This is a genomic window from Aeromonas sp. Marseille-Q7275 (genome assembly GCF_965119515.1).
In genome coordinates this window covers 88,863-103,565 of sequence record NZ_CBCPLW010000005.1, presented here as the reverse complement: position 1 = coordinate 103,565, position 14,703 = coordinate 88,863, and the positions used below count along the sequence as shown (strand labels likewise).

At 63.9% G+C, this 14,703-nt stretch carries 14 protein-coding genes; 6 read left to right on the top strand and 8 right to left on the bottom strand.

The features are described from left to right. Nucleotides 1–60 precede the first annotated feature (60 nt). A complete protein-coding gene (locus ACWPWQ_RS06795) occupies nt 61–522 on the bottom strand; it encodes a serine protease chaperone (RefSeq protein ID WP_454009361.1) in 462 nt (153 codons plus the stop codon). A gap of 18 nt (nt 523–540) precedes the next feature. Continuing rightward, nucleotides 541–2,418: a serine protease Asp gene (asp, locus tag ACWPWQ_RS06790; protein ID WP_454009360.1), complete on the bottom strand. Its 1,878-nt coding sequence runs from the start codon at nt 2,416–2,418 to the stop codon at nt 541–543. Between the two features lie 302 nt (nt 2,419–2,720). Here asp and modF point away from each other — a divergent pair, with 302 nt between their 5' ends. Beyond that, on the top strand, nt 2,721–4,178 hold the full coding sequence (modF, locus tag ACWPWQ_RS06785; protein WP_454009359.1) for a molybdate ABC transporter ATP-binding protein ModF: 1,458 nt from the start codon (nt 2,721–2,723) through the stop codon (nt 4,176–4,178). Nucleotides 4,179–4,307: 129 nt separating this feature from the next. On the opposite strand, the gene ACWPWQ_RS06780 is transcribed toward modF, so the two are convergent. The 5 genes from ACWPWQ_RS06780 to ACWPWQ_RS06760 form a co-directional block, all read right to left on the bottom strand. Further along, the gene (locus ACWPWQ_RS06780; protein WP_454009358.1) at nt 4,308–4,787 is read right to left on the bottom strand and encodes a hypothetical protein; all 480 of its coding nucleotides are present in this window, start codon (nt 4,785–4,787) and stop codon (nt 4,308–4,310) included. Beyond that, nucleotides 4,736–5,353, bottom strand: coding sequence for a hypothetical protein (locus tag ACWPWQ_RS06775; protein WP_454009357.1), 618 nt, complete (start codon nt 5,351–5,353; stop codon nt 4,736–4,738). The genes ACWPWQ_RS06780 and ACWPWQ_RS06775 overlap by 52 nt, the downstream gene beginning before the upstream one ends. Before the next feature lie 231 nt (nt 5,354–5,584). After that, a complete protein-coding gene (locus tag ACWPWQ_RS06770; RefSeq protein ID WP_454009356.1) occupies nt 5,585–5,794 on the bottom strand; it encodes a hypothetical protein in 210 nt (69 codons plus the stop codon). Between the two features lie 5 nt (nt 5,795–5,799). After that, on the bottom strand, nt 5,800–6,339 hold the full coding sequence (locus ACWPWQ_RS06765) for an isochorismatase family protein (protein ID WP_307764859.1): 540 nt from the start codon (nt 6,337–6,339) through the stop codon (nt 5,800–5,802). 84 nt (nt 6,340–6,423) lie between these two features. Further along, nucleotides 6,424–6,810, bottom strand: coding sequence for a VOC family protein (locus ACWPWQ_RS06760; protein ID WP_307764858.1), 387 nt, complete (start codon nt 6,808–6,810; stop codon nt 6,424–6,426). Nucleotides 6,811–7,146: 336 nt separating this feature from the next. Between ACWPWQ_RS06760 and ACWPWQ_RS06755 the strand changes: the two genes are divergently transcribed. Further along, the gene (locus tag ACWPWQ_RS06755) at nt 7,147–7,968 is read left to right on the top strand and encodes a MetQ/NlpA family ABC transporter substrate-binding protein (protein WP_025327353.1); all 822 of its coding nucleotides are present in this window, start codon (nt 7,147–7,149) and stop codon (nt 7,966–7,968) included. 77 nt (nt 7,969–8,045) lie between these two features. Here the strand turns inward: ACWPWQ_RS06755 and ACWPWQ_RS06750 are convergent, their stop codons facing one another. Next, a complete protein-coding gene (locus ACWPWQ_RS06750; protein WP_454009355.1) occupies nt 8,046–8,768 on the bottom strand; it encodes a phosphatase PAP2 family protein in 723 nt (240 codons plus the stop codon). Nucleotides 8,769–9,061: 293 nt separating this feature from the next. On the opposite strand from ACWPWQ_RS06750, the gene ACWPWQ_RS06745 reads away from it, so the two are divergent. The 4 genes from ACWPWQ_RS06745 (at nt 9,062) to truA (ending at nt 14,698) form a co-directional block, all read left to right on the top strand. After that, a complete protein-coding gene (locus tag ACWPWQ_RS06745; protein ID WP_454009354.1) occupies nt 9,062–10,183 on the top strand; it encodes a 4-phosphoerythronate dehydrogenase in 1,122 nt (373 codons plus the stop codon). A gap of 153 nt (nt 10,184–10,336) precedes the next feature. Continuing rightward, entirely contained in the window at nt 10,337–11,353 is a 1,017-nt protein-coding gene (locus ACWPWQ_RS06740) for an aspartate-semialdehyde dehydrogenase (RefSeq protein ID WP_139439503.1), read from the top strand. Between the two features lie 293 nt (nt 11,354–11,646). Continuing rightward, entirely contained in the window at nt 11,647–13,728 is a 2,082-nt protein-coding gene (locus ACWPWQ_RS06735; protein WP_454009353.1) for a FimV/HubP family polar landmark protein, read from the top strand. Between the two features lie 160 nt (nt 13,729–13,888). Continuing rightward, on the top strand, nt 13,889–14,698 hold the full coding sequence (gene truA / locus ACWPWQ_RS06730) for a tRNA pseudouridine(38-40) synthase TruA (protein WP_454009352.1): 810 nt from the start codon (nt 13,889–13,891) through the stop codon (nt 14,696–14,698). Nucleotides 14,699–14,703 lie beyond the last annotated feature (5 nt).

The window sequence follows — 14,703 nt, the reverse complement described above, 5'->3', positions numbered from 1 at the left end:
TAAAGACGAGGGGGCCCATGGCCCCCTCGATGAGATGACGGCTTCAGTGCGAGGGGCGCTTCACCTGGGTTGCTGTTCGGCGCCGGCCAGCTCGATCTGCACCTTCACACCTTCCTGCTGGAGTCGGGCGCTGATGGCGTTCAGATCGGTACCGGGCTTGGCCTCCAGCAGGGCGATACCGCCACTGCTCTGCTTGAAGCTCAGACCGTGGCGCGTGGCCAGTGCCCTAGCTTGAGGCTCGTCGGCCTCGATGAGCAGGGTACCGCTGACGGTGAGCTCGGGGCTGGCGACTCCCTGCAGCAAGATGTCACCGCTGCGCAGGCCAGGTTGTGCCGTCTTGCCATCCAGGCTGCGGGCGACGCGCTTCTTGCTGCCGTTGTCCGGGGTGAGGTAGGTCTGACCATTCACCTCTATGGTGCTGTACTGCTTGCCCTCGATGACCACCGACTCTTCGGCCGTGGCCTGAGCGGAAACCGAGGCCAGCAGGCTTGCCAGGGCAAGGCTGAGTAAGCTGTGTTTCATGTTGTGACTCCTGTGCGATTAGAGGGCGGTTGCTTCATGGCCGATCACCCGCAGGGACCAGTTGAGCAGTTGACCCGGCTGGCTGTTGTTGCGCTCGGTCAGGGTTGTGCGGGCATTGGTGCTGCGATTGAGCAGCGAGACCTGACGAGTGCCGCTGGCGACGTCGGTCACCGCCAGCTGCCACTCGCCCTGGGCCGATTCACCGTAGAACTTGTGAGAGAGCATGCGCATGTCGCGCAGCCCCTTGGTGCGCACATAACCCAACTGCTGCCGGTCGAGGGATTGCCCCACCAGGCTGTTGTTGGGGTTGAGCAGCACGCTGCGGGTGCCGGAGGGCGAGACGAGCTCGATCAGCAGATCGGGCAGTCGCTGGTGATCAAGACTGACCTGCACCTGTACCGCTTCCACCGTCAACGCCAGGCTGACCCGGGTGCTGGAGGTGGTCGGGTTGTTGCCCAGATCAGGGATGGCGCCCGCGGCGCGATCCTGCACCGTCACCCTCTGCCACGGCAGCTGTACCAGCGCCGGCAAGGAGGTGTGCGTGGCGGCGCTCGCCAGGGCCTTGTTCACATCGATGAGGCCAAAGCCATAGGTCGGGTTGAACCAGATCCCGGCGGCGTTGCGCTCCCACCCTTCCAGCCCTGTCACTCTGCGTTGCTGACCATTGGCGGCTGTGTAGCTCAGTGTTACCGCTGCCTGGCTGGCATCGATGCGGGTGGCGTTGCGCGCCAGCAGATCCCGCAGATCCCGCACCGACAGGTCCGGATAGGCTGACATCAGCAGCGCCATGGCGCCAGCGGTATTCGGGGTGGCCGAAGAGGTGCCGTTCATGGTGCCGTTGTAGTCGCAGCTGGCATCCAGCGCCGGGTTGCCGTGCAGCCGGTTGGCGCTCTGACGATCGGTACGGTTGTAGCCCATGTCGCAGCCGGGCAGATCCGTGGTGACCATGGCCGGTGAGGCGGTGCCGTACTCGCCGCCCGGGGCCGTCAGGAAGACGTTGCTGCCGACGCTGGAGTAGGAGGAACGCACGCCGTCCGCGTTGCTTGCACTGACCATCAGGTTCCAGAAGTTACTGTTGGAAGGGTCTATGTTGCTGTTTTCAAACGGCAGTCTGAGCTCGCCGCCGATGCGGTTGAGCACATAGTTGCCGGCAGCAATGCGGCTGAAGCCGTTGCCCGCGGCCTTGATGTAAGCGGCCCCTTGCGCCTTCAGGGTCATCTGCTCGAACAGGCGATCCAGTTGTACCTGGTTGAGCTCGCCGGCTCCCTGGGGGTCGACCAGGCTCATGCCGTAGCTCTGGTTGAAGACGCGGTTGTCGCGGCTGGCCTGGCTGTTGCCGAGGGCATAGAGCCAGTCTTGCTGCAACTGCTGGCTATTGTCGTCGAGCAGGTTGAAGCCTTGCAGCTGGGCCAGGGGGGCCACGCCCCGGGTGCCGATGGCGTTGTCGACCGCGGCTATGATGCCGGAGACAGAGGTGCCGTGGGCACTGTCCGGATCGGTTGGCGTCGGATCGTCGCTGCCAGTTACCACGTTGCGCGAACCGGGCCGGACGTTGTCGGCGAGATCCGGGTGGGCTATGGCCAGGCCGTCGTCCACGACGGCCACATTGATCCCCTGGCCGAGCACCTCTGTGCGATGGGCCCACCAGAGGTTGAGGTCATTGCCCGCCACGCCGCCACGGGCACTGAAGGCATGCTGGCCACTGTTGAGCAGGTGCCACTGCTGGTCCTGCAAGGGGTTGATGCCGGGCAGACAGCGCTGTGCGCTGGTGCGGCCGGTATCCATGTCGACTTCTCTGCCGGTGAGGGGGGTACAACCCTCGGCAGCCTGAGCCGAGACGACAGGCAGGGCCGAGAGCAGGGCAGTGATTGCCAATGCTAACGATGTTTTTCTCATTGATAAACTCCATCTTAAGGGCGCACCGTCCGAGGTGCGACGGGCATCTATACATGAGAAAAGACGATTCAAAAGGCTCTCATTTCGGAGTTGAGAGGGGGCTCAAAGAAATCTCATTTGAGCCCATATGGGGGTATCAATGGGGCTGATTACGTGTTTTATTGAGAGTAATTCGCATTCAACACTAATGATCTTTTTGTCGACAGGATGCCTGTTGTCAAGCGCCCCTCACCACCTGCCAAGGCTGCCGCTGGTCGCTATCCCTGTTAAGGTAAGGGCAAAACAGCACTCAGGACGGATCCATGACTCTTTTGCAGTGGCAATCAGCCAGCTTGGCTCTTCACGGCGACCAGACCCTCTTCATCCCCGATCTCACCCTGACGCCTCAGGCGTGCTGGGCCTTTGTCGGCAGCAACGGCAGCGGCAAGACGGCCCTGGCCTCTGCCCTGTGTGGCGAGCTGGCCGTCCGTGCAGGGGGGGTGACCGGCCGGGTGAGGGCCGAGCGCCTCTCGTTTGAGTCGCAGCAGCGGCTGGGGGAGCTGGACTGGCAGCGGCGCAACACCGACATGCTGGGGGAAGAGGAGGAGGCGGGCTATCGGGTGTCGACCCTGATGCTGGAGGAGGGGGGAGAGGAGGCGCAAGCCCGATCGCTGCTGGCGCGCTTCGGCATCGAGTCCCTGTGGGATCGCCCCTATCGCCATCTCTCGAGCGGGGAGGGGCGCAAGCTGCTGCTGGCCCGTGCCCTGCTGGGTCGGCCCGAACTGCTGGTGCTGGACGAGCCTTTCGATGGCCTGGATCAGGGCTCGCGCAGGGATCTGATGTCGCTGCTGGCGCAATTGGTGGCGCAGGGGCAACGTCTGGTGGTGATCGTCAACCGCTTCGACGAGATCCCCCCCTTCGCCAGTCACCTCGGCCTGCTCGGGGAGCGTCGCCTGCTGCTAGCGGGGGAGCGTGACGCTGTGCTCGGCAGTCAGGAGGTGGCCCAGCTGGCACGGGCCGAGGGGCAGAGTCCGCAGCTGCCCCCTCCGCTCCAGGCACCCGCCCCCCTGCCCGTCGGCCCCCGGGTACAGATGCGCGCCCTGCGCGTCGCCTACGGGGACCAGGTCATCATCGACGGGCTCGACTGGACCATTGCCGAGGGGGAACACTGGCAACTGGTGGGGCCCAACGGCGCCGGCAAGTCGACCCTGCTCGCCCTTATCACAGGGGATCATCCGCAGGGGTACAGCAATGATCTGCGCCTGTTCGGGGTGCGTCGGGGCAGTGGTGAGAGCATCTGGGAGATCAAGCGCCACATCGGCCTGGTCAGCCCGGCCCTGCACCTGGACTATCGCGTCCATTGTTCGGTGCAGACGGTGATCCTCTCCGGCTTTTATGACTCCATCGGCCTCTATACCCGCCCGGGGGATCGCCAGCTGGCGCTCGCCAACCAGTGGCTGGCACTGCTGGGGCTAAAGGATCAGGGGGCAATCCCCTTCCACGCCCTCTCCTTTGGTCAGCAGCGCCTGGTGCTGATTGCCCGAGCCCTGGTCAAGCATCCGCCACTGCTCATTTTGGATGAGCCCCTGCAGGGGCTGGATCCCTTGAACCGTCATCTGGTGCGGGAGATGGTGGTGCGCCTCATCGGCGAAGGCACCCAGTTGCTGTTCGTCTCCCACCACCCCGAGGATGCGCCCCCCGGCCTCACGCACCGCTTGAGCTTTGTACCCGACGGCGACGGTGGTTATGGCTATGTGCAGGAGACGCTAAGACAGGGCTGATCGATGCTGCCTTCACCATCGCTCGGGGATCCCCTGGCAACGAGTCAGTAAAACGGCGCCTATCTGGCACCGTTTTTCATGAATTTACGAGCGGAGGCTGCGCTGCAGTCCCTACTTGGGCAACAGCCCCTACTTGGGCAATAGCCCCTGCTGGCGGATAAGCCCGGCCAGGCCCGCCGCTATGCCGTCGTGCTCGGCAGCAGTCGGATGCCAGAGGCAGCCTGAGTTGTCTGAGCGCATTTGCTCGACCAGTACCGGGGGCTCCCCCAACAGGGCGAGCTGTTGTTGCAGGCGGGCCAGTGCCTGGTTGAGCCGGTCATGGGGCCAGAGATATTGGCCCATGAGAATGATGGGCGGGCTGTCATAGCGTTGGCGCAGATCACGCAGCAGCTCGACATAACCATCTACCCAGGCCTGCTGGAATGCCTCCTGATCCTGCCAAGGCTCATGGGGTTGCAGCTCAGAGCTGAAGTCATTGGTGCCGAGCTCGACGACGATCAGCGCAGGGTGCTGACTCTCGAAGTCGGTGCCGCCCTGATAGACGGCGCCAGCCTTGTTCAGATAGTGGGGCAGGGCATGATGGGGTTGATTGCCGTCCCAGTTGCGCAAGAGCCCGAGCCCGGAGTAAGAGACCTGACTGTGTGTGGCCCCGAGCAGAGCCGCCGTCTTGGCCGGGAAGGCGAGCCGGGCGTTGGAGCTGTTGAGGTTCTCCTCCCAACTGCATTGATGGAGTCACCGACAAACAACAGATGGGGTTTTTGCTGCCAGATGCCGCTCACCACCCCGTCAGTGATCAGGGCGTCCAGGGTCAGCATGGCGTCATAGGTCTCGGTGCGTTTGACCAGTTCGACCTTCACCGCGCGGGATTGGGGCAACTGCAGGAGGGGATAGGTGTTCATGCCCTGATCGGTTTTGATGACGCCATGTAGTTGGCCATCGATCAGCAGATCGAACTGGCTTTGCTGTCCATCTATGGCGATCGCCAGCTCGCGCCCCTGAAAGAGGAATGAGAGCCGGGTGGCCGGCCAGTTGAATTGCACGTCCTGCTTGACCCAGTCGCGCACTATGCGCCCCTCGTAATTGAGGCGATGATCCGTGGCTTCGATGCGGGCGGCCTGTGCCTCGGCAGCCAGCCCTATGGCGGCGAGCAGGAGGAGTCCTTTCACTGTCTTCATGCTGATCCCTGTGCAGTGTGTTGGGTTAACGTGGCAGGGAGAGCCCAGATACCGGATCCGCTTTCGTACACGACGGGAACCGGTCAGGTATATGTCACCATCGCTGCCATTTGGCGCCCATGTGGTGGGCGCCGAATGAAGATAGATGGTGATGTGTTGTGCATAAAAGCAGCATCGTCAGGATCTGTGGGGGCCATCAAACTTTTTATTCGAAGATTAATAAGTCTCCCCTCAGCACGCTGTCCCATCAGGACCGGGCCATTCGTGGGGAAGGAAGGAAGGGTAGCCGAGCAGGATCCACCAGAGGAGGTAGAAGATCATGACGCCGGCCCAGAGCCAAGCCAGATAGCGACGAGTTAACGCCATGCCGATTATGGTCACTACCAGTGCGACCAGGAAAGCGGCCACCCCGAACATAAAAGGCGCCATGTTATCCATCATGGCGCTTATCTCACCAGGGCCAGGATCTCCCGAAATGCCGGATGGCGGCAATCTCCCATCAGCTCGTAGAGGCACATCTCCACCGAGGTGAGGGATGCGCCCCGGGCCGCCAGCTGGCTGATGGCGAGATCCCGGTTGGCGGCGGTGCGGGATGACACCGCATCCACCACCAAAGAGACCCGGGCACCGCTTGCCAGAAGCCCCAGCACGCTCTGGTAGACGCAGATATGGGCCTCGATGCCGCACACCAGCCAGTGACTGACCCCGGTTCCGGCGAGGGCGGTGGCGATCGTCGGCTCCCCCAGGGCGCCGAAGCTGAACTTCGGCAGCACAAGGGCGCCTGCCTGCTGCGGCTGCAACTCGGGCACTGTGGCACCGAGCTTGTCCGGGTTCTGCTCCAGCCAGACAACCGGCAGGCCCAGCGCCTTGGCTCCCTGCACCAGTCGAGCCGTGTTGGTGATGAGCGACTCGCTCCCCTCGACCAGACGGGCCAGCTTGCCCTGGATATCAACGACCAGCAGGCCGGTGTCGCGGCGTTCAAGCATGATTTTCTCCTTTGTTTGTGGCGAGTTTTCTGGCACCGAGGTCAACGACGCCGGGCTTCTGCTGACAAGTTGCACGGCGCTTCTTCACGGGCTCTCCATGCCAGGGGGTTCAAGGCAGGCCAGTGCCTCTATGTTGTTGCCGTCCGGATCGAGCAGGAAGGCGGCGTAGTAATTGGGGGCATAGTGGGGGCGCAGCCCCGGCTGCCCGTTGCAGGCAAAGCCTGCCCTGACGCCAGCCTGGTGAAACTCATCCACCTGCGCAGCGGTGCTTGCCGCGAAGGCGAGATGGCAGGGGGCACCCTGTTCGCCCCGCTCTATCAGGAAGCCCACCTTGTCGTGACCAACCAGGCCGAAACCTGCGGCGTCTTTGTCTGCCCATTTGAGTTCTATCAAGAGGGGCGCCAGCACTGTGCCGTAGAAGCGTCGGCAGTTGTCGAAGCACACCACCTTGATTTCAACATGATCGAACACTGTCACCCCTTGTGTTGTCTGGGTGCTGGGCAGGCTCTAGGCACCGTTAGCGGATCCCGTGATGATGGGTATCGAATGACCACAATAAGCCGGTTGTGTGTCAAGGGGGGAGAGTGCAAGCAGCATAACTGCGTGCTCTGTCATAGATTTCTCATCCAGGGGCCGGATGGGCTTTGCCTCTCTTTGGCCAAGCTTGCCCGGTTTTGTTGCTTGGCGAAGGGGAAAAGCTCTGTTATGGTGTCCCAAGTTAGCCGTTTGGATGGCTAGATGGTTGTGGTGTTCGCCTTCGACAGGTCACCCGACCCACCGTTTTGATCATGTCTACAGGGAGTTTCTATGCAGCGTCGTTCCTTTTTCACCCTCTCCGCCCTTGCGCTGCTCGCCAGCAGCCTGCCGCTGTCAGCCTTTGCCATCGATGAGGCGAAGAAAGAGATAGTGATAGGCACCACTGTCGGGGACTTTGCCGACATGGTGACCGACTCCATCAAGCCGCAGCTGGAGGCCAAGGGCTACAAGGTCAAACTGGTGGAGTTCACCGACTACGTGACCCCCAACATCGCCCTGGCGGACGGGTCGCTGGACGTCAACTGCTTCCAGCACAAGCCCTATCTGGACAGCTTCTCCAAAGACAGGGGCCTCTCCTTGGCCCCCATCACTCAGGTGCCGACCGGCCCAATGGGGCTCTATGCCGGCAAGCTGGGGGATCTCAAGGCCCTGAAAGAGGGGAGCACAGTCGCCATTCCCAACGACCCCACCAACCAGGCGCGGGCCCTGCTGATGCTGCAGGACTTGGGCTGGCTCACCCTCAAAGAGGGGATCAACCCCCTCAAGGCGAGCGAGTTCGATGTGGTGAGCAATCCCCACGACATCAAGCTGGTGCTGCTGGAGGCGGCGCAACTGCCCCGCTCCCGTGAAGACGTGGATTTCTCCGTCATCAATGGCAACTTCGCCGCCTCGAGCGGGATCCCCTTCAGCACGGGGCTCTTCCTCGAGCGCAGCTATGACTTCATCAACTGGGTGGTGGTCAAAGGGGCCGATGCGGACAAGCCGTTCGCCAAGGATGTGGCGGCCGCCTACAACTCCCCCGAGTTCAAGGCCTATGCCGCCAAGCGCTTCGTCGGCTACAAGTACCCCCAGGGCTGGCAGAGCCAAGGCTGAGAGCAGAGCCAGGGCTGAGGGCAGCACCTGCGATAAAAAAAACGGGCACCAGGGTGCCCGTTTTTTATCTGGGAGAATCAGTAGTGGTGCAGCCACCAGCGGGCGGCGACGAGGGCGGTGAGGCTGCCAAGCAGGGCGCTCGCCAGCACGTCCAGGGGCCAGTGCATGCCGATCAGGGTGCGCGACAGGCCGATGCCGATGGCCCAGAGCGGCAGCAGCCAGACCCCGGCGGGGGCCCGGGCCAGCCAGATCAGACCGAAGAACTGGGCCAGGCTCATGGCGGCGATGCTGTGGCCGGAGGGGAAGGCGTAGTTCACCTCCGTCTGCCAGTGGTGGCCGAGCCAGGCGGGCAGCGCCAGCAACTGGGTCGCGGCGTGGACCTGTTCACTGCGAAGCGCACTGCTGCCGGCATAGAACTGGCGGATGGCGGGGATAAGCTCCTGGCTCTCCAGCCAGAGCAGATAGGGTCTTGGCTCCTCGGTCAGCTGCTTGATGAGGTTCTTGATGAGCCAGTCGCTCGCGAGCGCGGCAAAGAGGGCGCCCGCGAGGGCCAGCAGGGCGGTGTGGCCGAGCGTCAGCTTGTGTCGGGTCAGCAGCAAGAGGGCGGCGATGGTGATGGCAAGGCCGGGCAGGTCCACCATGCGGGTGAGGGCATAGGGCCACCAGAGCCAGTCCGATTGCAGGGCACTCGTCATGAAGGGTTGCCAGGGCAGGCAGACGAGCAGCAACAGCGGCAGCAGCAATATGGCGTTGAAACCAAGCACCCGGCGGCGTGGCAACGAAGAGGCATGAGTCGGCATGAGAGGGCTCGTAACAGGTGCGCATGACAGGGGCGGATGATAAGGAGGCGTCATTGTGCCAGCCCGGCCCCCCTGGTCAAGCCAGGGGGCGCGAGGGCAACATGTTGTTACATATGAGTGCTGCACCTCATCCATGAACGCCCGGGAAGCTGCTTCGGTGCCCTGGCGCTTTGTGCCCTTAAGAGAGCGGCGCACTCTTTGTCCATGGCGGTCCGAGAACAAGTCTCTGAAAAATCGGCCCGCTTGGGCTAGAATGGCGCGCCTGTGGCCGGTAGTGGATGAGAAGAGAGCCGATGAAGATCGTCGTTGATGAAAATATGCCCCATGCCTGCGAGCTGTTTGCCGAATTTGGCGAGGTCGTCCCCCTGCCCGGGCGGCAGATAGGGGCGGCGGATCTGCAGGATGCCGACGTGCTGCTGGTGCGCTCGGTGACCCGGGTGGATGCCGGGCTGCTCGCCGACTGCCCGCGGCTGGCTTTCGTCGGTACCGCCACCATAGGCACGGATCACATCGACACCGCGCTCCTGGCCGAGCGGGGCATCCCCTTCTTCAGCGCCCCCGGCTGCAACAAGTATTCGGTCGGCGACTATGTGCTCTCGGCCCTGCTGGTGCTGGCGGAGCGCCATGAGCTCAGCCTCGATCGGATGAGCCTCGCCGTCATCGGCGCCGGCAACACGGGGGAGTGCGTGGCGGGCAAGGCAGAGGCGCTCGGCATGAAGGTGCTGCGCTGCGATCCGCCGCGGGCACGCACTGAGGGCGGTGCGGGTTTTGTCGATTATCAGACGGCCCTTGGGGCCGATATCGTCAGCTTCCATGTGCCCCTGACCCGCAAGGGGCCGGAGCCGACCTTTCACCTGCTGGGGGCGCAGGAGATAGCCGCGCTGCCCGGGGGCCAGTTCCTTATCAATGCCTCCCGGGGGGAGGTGTGGGACAACCAGGCCTTGCTGGCGCGCCAGCAGAGCCAGGCGCCGCTCAAGCTGGTGATGGACGTGTGGGAAGGGGAGCCTGAGCCCCTAGAGGCCCTGGTGCCTTACACCGAGATAGCCACTCCGCACATCGCCGGCTACAGCCTGGAGGGCAAGGCCCGCGGCACCTGGATGCTCTATCAGGCGCTCTGCCAGCAGTTGGGGCGCACGGCGCGCCAGGATCTGCAATCCCTGCTGCCCGCCCCTGAGGTGCGCGAGCTGACGCCGGGTCAGCCCGCCGATCAGGGGTTGATCAAGCAGCTGGTCCACCTCATCTATGACGTGCGCCGGGACGATGCCCGCTTTCGCAACCGGATCGGGTTGCCCGGCAGCTTCGATGGGCAGCGCAAGGACTACCCGGAGCGGCGCGAGCTCTCCTCCTTGCACCTGAAGGGCCCCTTCGCCTGCGACAGGCTGGCCCGGCTGGGCTTTGCCATCTCGCAACAATAAACCGGAATTCATGCGGGGGCTCCGATCACCGGATCGGGGCCCTCCGTCTCGGCCCGCACCCTGCCGGCCGACCATCAGACAGATCACGCCTGCCGCCCCTGATGCCGACCCGATCGGCCTCATCGGCGGGCAATATCACAGGAGAGAACATCAGTGAGTCAACAATTCAACGTAGCGGTACTGGGCGCGAGCGGCGCCGTGGGTCAGGCCATGATCGAGATCCTGGAGGAGCGCGCCTTCCCGGTCGCCACCCTCTATCCACTGGCCTCCAGCCGCAGCGCCGGCGACACCGTGCGCTTTGGCGGCAAGAACATCGAGATCAAGGATGTCGAGGAGTTTGACTGGAGCCAGGTGCAGATCGCGCTCTTCTCCGCCGGTGCCGAGGTCTCTGCCAAGTGGGCGCCCATCGCGGCCGAGCAGGGCTGTATCGTCATCGACAACACCTCCTGCTTCCGTTACGACGAAGACATCCCCCTGGTGATCCCGGAAGTGAACCCGGATGCCCTGGCGGATTTTCGCAACCGCAACATCATCGCCAACCCCAACTGCTCCACCATCCAGATGCTGGTTGCCCTCAAGCCCCTGCAGGACGAGGTGGGCATCGCCCGCATCAACGTGGCGACCTACCAGTCCGTCTCCGGCTCCGGCAAGGAAGGGGTGAGCGAGCTGGCCGGCCAGACCGCCCATCTGCTCAATGGCCGTCCGGTGGAGCCGACTATCTATCCGCAGCAGATCGCCTTCAACCTGATCCCGCAGATCGACAGCTTTACCGACAACGGTTACACCCGTGAAGAGATGAAGATGGTGTGGGAGACCCAGAAGATCCTGGGGGATGCCAGCATAGCCGTGAACCCCACCTGCGTGCGGGTGCCGGTGTTCTACGGTCACGCCGAGGCGGTCCACGTCGAGCTGCACCAGCCGCTGGACGCCGAGCAGGTCAAGGAGCTGCTGCGCAATGCCCCCGGCGTCACCCTGTTTGACGACGATGCTGACTACCCGACCCCGGTGCGCGACGCCACCGGCAAGGACGAGGTGCTGGTTGGCCGGGTGCGCCAGGATATTTCTCATCCGAGCGGTATCAATATGTGGATCGTGGCCGATAACGTTCGTAAGGGCGCGGCGACCAACAGCGTGCAGATTGCCGAGCTGCTGGTGCGCGACTACCTCTGAGGCCGTTTTGCGGCCTGCGGCGGGGAGGGAGCCCCGCCCGAGGAGATGAGCCAGGGTCCCGGGATGTGACCGGGGGCGCACTCTCCGGTTTTAAGAATGTCGCGTGATATCAGTGAGCTAGGTTTTTTTCTACACTCGGGTTCGCGTCTGGGGCCGCTCTCTGGCGGCATGTGGACGCGAAATATGTCGGATCGCTGGCTTGAGACCGGCGGCTGATTTATATTGAGCCGATTGTTTTGGGGTAACTATCCAGATTTTTCAATGTGATAGGGCCATCATACGAAGGAACGAATATGGGACATTCCCGCATAACGCTGGCAACGCTACTCGCATTGGGTCTTCTGGGCACGGCTCAGGCCGATGAGGCGGGGCGAGAGCCTTTCTTTGTCGAGCTCAAGGGCCCGGACGGTGCCGCACCTCCTGTCGTTCAACCTCAGGCCCAGCCCGTGGCACCGGCCCAGCCGGCTCCCAGGGCCCAGCCCATAGTGCGTCAGGCGCCCAGCGCCGCCGCCGGCAGCTATGGCCCTGTCCGTTCCACCGATACCCTCTGGAGCCTGGCGAGCAAGCATCGCCCCTCCAACCGGGTGACCGTCTACCAGACCATGGTGGCGATCTATGACAAGAATCCCAAGAGTTTTGCCGACGGCAACATCAACCACATCCTGGTGGGATCCCGCATTCTGCTGCCAAGCGCCGCCGAGGCGGGCCGCATCACGGACGCCGAGGCCCGTCGTCGCTTCAACAGCGACAACGCCAGCTGGAAGGGGCTGAGCCCCAAATACCTGGCCGAGAAGCAGACCCATCCGGTGGCGACCAAGCCGGTGACCAGCGCGCCGGTCAAGGCCGTGGCCAAGGCGGCCCCCCTTCCGACCGCCCCCAAGGTGAGCGCGCCCCAGGCGGCGACCGAGGTGACGGCGATCGCCAAGGCTGCCGCTCCGGCGGCGAGTGCCGCCGCGCCAACCGCAGCCCCGGCCCCCTTGCCGGTCAGTGCCGCCGCCGTGGTGGGCAAGCCCTCCACCGAGATGGCGCTGGCGCTGGAAGATGCCAACGCCCAGCTCGGTCAGGTCACCGAGATGAACCACAGGCTCAAGCTGCGCCTGCAGTCCCTGACCGAAGAGGTGGAGACCCTCAAGGCCCAGCTGCAGGATCAGACCGCGCTGCAAAAAGAGGTGGCGGAGCTCAAGGCCAAGCCGGTGCCGCCCGTGGTGGCCCCCGAACCCAAACAGAACTGGGTGATGGAGCTGCTCGCCTCGCCGCTCAACCTCGCCATGATCATCCTGCTGCCCGTGCTGCTGGTGCTGGCCCTGGTGACGCTCTGGCTGCGGGCCCGCGCTCGCCGCGAGCTGGAAGAGCAGGAGAAGAGCCTGTCGGAGTCCACCTCCATGGTGATGGGGGAGGAGAGCAGCGAATTTGACCAGCTGATGACGGTCGGCATCGCCGATGACGAGCCCATGCACGCCATGCCGGATCTTGGGCCGGGTGACAATGGCAGTCAGGAAGGGACCAAGGCCTCGACTGACGTCGTCTTCAGCGATGATGAGATGGCCCTGTCCGCCTTCGATGTGGAGCCTGCGGTGACGACGGCCAACCGGGATCCGGATCTGGTGCCCGAACTCGACCTGGCCCACGAGGGTGACTTCAGTCTGCCCCTGGCCCCCGAGCTGGATCTCTCCGGCGAGTCCGAGGCCAAGGCCCGGGCCGACGACGAGCTCATGAGCGAGGAGGAGCTGCAAGCGGCCCTGTTCGCCGAGCTGGATGCCGATCTCGAGGCCGATCTCAGCCAGGCGCAGGAGCAGAGCAGAAGCCAGCACGATGGGGCGCTTGCCAACTTTGATCTCAGCGATCTCGAGACCGACTTCCACGAGCCTGCCACCGACACCGCTGCCCGAGGCGACGACGCCTATGGCAAGGATGATATCGATGACATGCTGGCCGAGCTCGGGCTGGAGCCCACCAAGCCGGCGGCGCCGGCCTGGGATCCCAACGAGCTGGCCCTGGCGGACTTCGAGGATGCCTTCACCGAGGTGGAGCCCCATCAGGGCGATCTGAAGCCCCGTGAGCAGGCGCAGGCGAACGACTACGTGGAGATAGACAAGCTCCTGGCCGAGGCCAACGCCAGCAGCACTGAGCAGGAGCCCTACCAGGGCTTCTCCCTGGACGTGGGGCTGGATGGCTTCCCCGAGGTGTTGCCGGAGTCCACCGGGTTCGATGTGGATGCCGATGACGGTGGCGTGGGGGCCAAGCTGGATCTGGCCCGGGCCTACCTCGAGATCGACGACAAGGAGAGCGCCCGCGAGCTGCTGCAAGAGGCGGCTGCCCAGGGCAGCGAGCACCAGCGCAGCGAAGCCGAGAAGCTGCTCAGGCGCCTGGGGTGATCCCCTTTGCCGGTGATGAACACAGAGGGCAGCCCGCGGGCTGCCCTCTTTCATGCCGGTCGCCGGCACGGGATGCCGGCCCGAACTGGGACTTTTGGGCCCAAGGGCGTATAATCCGGCCCGTTTCTTTCATCCTTTCCCCACAAGACAAGATTCATCCATGCGAATTGCCCTAGGTATTGAATACGACGGCAGCCGGTATTTCGGTTGGCAGCGTCAGCGCGAAGTGATCAGCGTGCAGGCCGAACTGGAAAAAGCCCTCAGCCGCATCGCCAACCACCCTGTCTCCATCCAGTGCGCCGGTCGTACCGATGCCGGGGTGCACGCCACCGGCCAGGTGATCCACTTCGATACCGAGGCGAACCGCGCCGAGGGGGCCTGGACCCTGGGGCTCAACTCCAACCTGCCGCCTGACATCGCCGTGCGCTGGGTCAAGGAGGTGGACGAGAACTTCCACGCCCGCTTCAGCGCCACCGCCCGTCGCTACCGTTATGTCATCTACAACCATAACTTCCGCCCGGCCATCCTCGGCAGCGGCGTCAGCCACTACCACGAGACCATTGATGCCGAGCTAATGCACCAGGCGGGCCAGAGCCTGCTCGGGGAGCACGACTTCAGCACCTTCCGCGCCATCGCCTGCCAGTCCAACACCCCCTGGCGCAATGTGACCCACCTTTGCGTCAGCCGCTCCGGCCCCTACATAGTGCTCGACATCAAGGCCAACGCCTTCCTGCACCACATGGTGCGCAACATCACCGGCTCCCTGCTGCTGGTGGGGCAGGGGCTCAAACCCGTGGAGTGGATAGCCGAGGTGCTGGCGGCCAGGGATCGCAACCTGGCGGGGCCGACCGCCAAGGCGGGGGGGCTTTATCTGGTGGACGTGGACTACCCGGCAGAGTTTGCCCTGCCCCGGTTGCCGCTCGGCCCGCTCTGGCTGCCGGACTCGGCACCGGGTACGACCAGTTTTTAGTAACT

What these genes read in the sequence shown, in the direction of transcription:
- ACWPWQ_RS06745 (WP_454009354.1), top strand. Translation starts at nt 9,062, where the DNA reads ATGAAGATCGTCGTTGATGAAAATATGCCCCATGCCTGCGAGCTGTTT.
- truA (WP_454009352.1), top strand. Translation starts at nt 13,889, where the DNA reads ATGCGAATTGCCCTAGGTATTGAATACGACGGCAGCCGGTATTTCGGT.
- modF (WP_454009359.1), top strand. Translation starts at nt 2,721, where the DNA reads ATGACTCTTTTGCAGTGGCAATCAGCCAGCTTGGCTCTTCACGGCGAC.
- ACWPWQ_RS06795 (WP_454009361.1), bottom strand. Translation starts at nt 522, where the DNA reads ATGAAACACAGCTTACTCAGCCTTGCCCTGGCAAGCCTGCTGGCCTCG.
- ACWPWQ_RS06735 (WP_454009353.1), top strand. Translation starts at nt 11,647, where the DNA reads ATGGGACATTCCCGCATAACGCTGGCAACGCTACTCGCATTGGGTCTT.
- ACWPWQ_RS06750 (WP_454009355.1), bottom strand. Translation starts at nt 8,768, where the DNA reads ATGCCGACTCATGCCTCTTCGTTGCCACGCCGCCGGGTGCTTGGTTTC.
- asp (WP_454009360.1), bottom strand. Translation starts at nt 2,418, where the DNA reads ATGAGAAAAACATCGTTAGCATTGGCAATCACTGCCCTGCTCTCGGCC.
- ACWPWQ_RS06765 (WP_307764859.1), bottom strand. Translation starts at nt 6,339, where the DNA reads ATGCTTGAACGCCGCGACACCGGCCTGCTGGTCGTTGATATCCAGGGC.
- ACWPWQ_RS06755 (WP_025327353.1), top strand. Translation starts at nt 7,147, where the DNA reads ATGCAGCGTCGTTCCTTTTTCACCCTCTCCGCCCTTGCGCTGCTCGCC.
- ACWPWQ_RS06775 (WP_454009357.1), bottom strand. Translation starts at nt 5,353, where the DNA reads ATGAAGACAGTGAAAGGACTCCTCCTGCTCGCCGCCATAGGGCTGGCT.
- ACWPWQ_RS06770 (WP_454009356.1), bottom strand. Translation starts at nt 5,794, where the DNA reads ATGATGGATAACATGGCGCCTTTTATGTTCGGGGTGGCCGCTTTCCTG.